This is a genomic window from Thalassospira sp. MCCC 1A01428, from assembly GCF_002115825.1.
GTDB lineage: Bacteria > Pseudomonadota > Alphaproteobacteria > Rhodospirillales > Thalassospiraceae > Thalassospira.
In genome coordinates this window covers 1-313 of record NZ_JFJZ01000191.1, presented here as the reverse complement: position 1 = coordinate 313, position 313 = coordinate 1, and the positions used below count along the sequence as shown (strand labels likewise).

Here is a 313-nt window from a genome sequence, read left to right as displayed (position 1 = left end):
TGCTTGCCATGCTGATGGCGCTTAACATTACGCCGGGTCCGCTTCTGTTTACCCAGCGTCCCGATGTTGTCTGGGGTCTGATTGCGGCCCTGTTCATCGGCAATATCATGCTGCTTTGCCTTAACATTCCGATGGTCGGGCTGTTTGTGCGGGTACTGCGCGTTCCCAGCAAATATCTGATGCCGGCCGTCACCATGATATCGTTTGTCGGCATTTATGGCATTTCCGGCTCGACCTTTGATCTTCTGATGATGATCATTTTTGGTGTGATCGGTTATCTTCTGCGCAAGCTGAACATTCCGACTGTGCCGAT

The 313-nt window shown here is 51.8% G+C and carries 1 protein-coding gene; it reads left to right on the top strand.

Annotated features, from left to right (window positions below; genetic code table 11):
- On the top strand, positions 1-313 hold a 313-nt coding region (locus THS27_RS26555; RefSeq protein ID WP_210403048.1), incomplete at both ends, for a tripartite tricarboxylate transporter permease.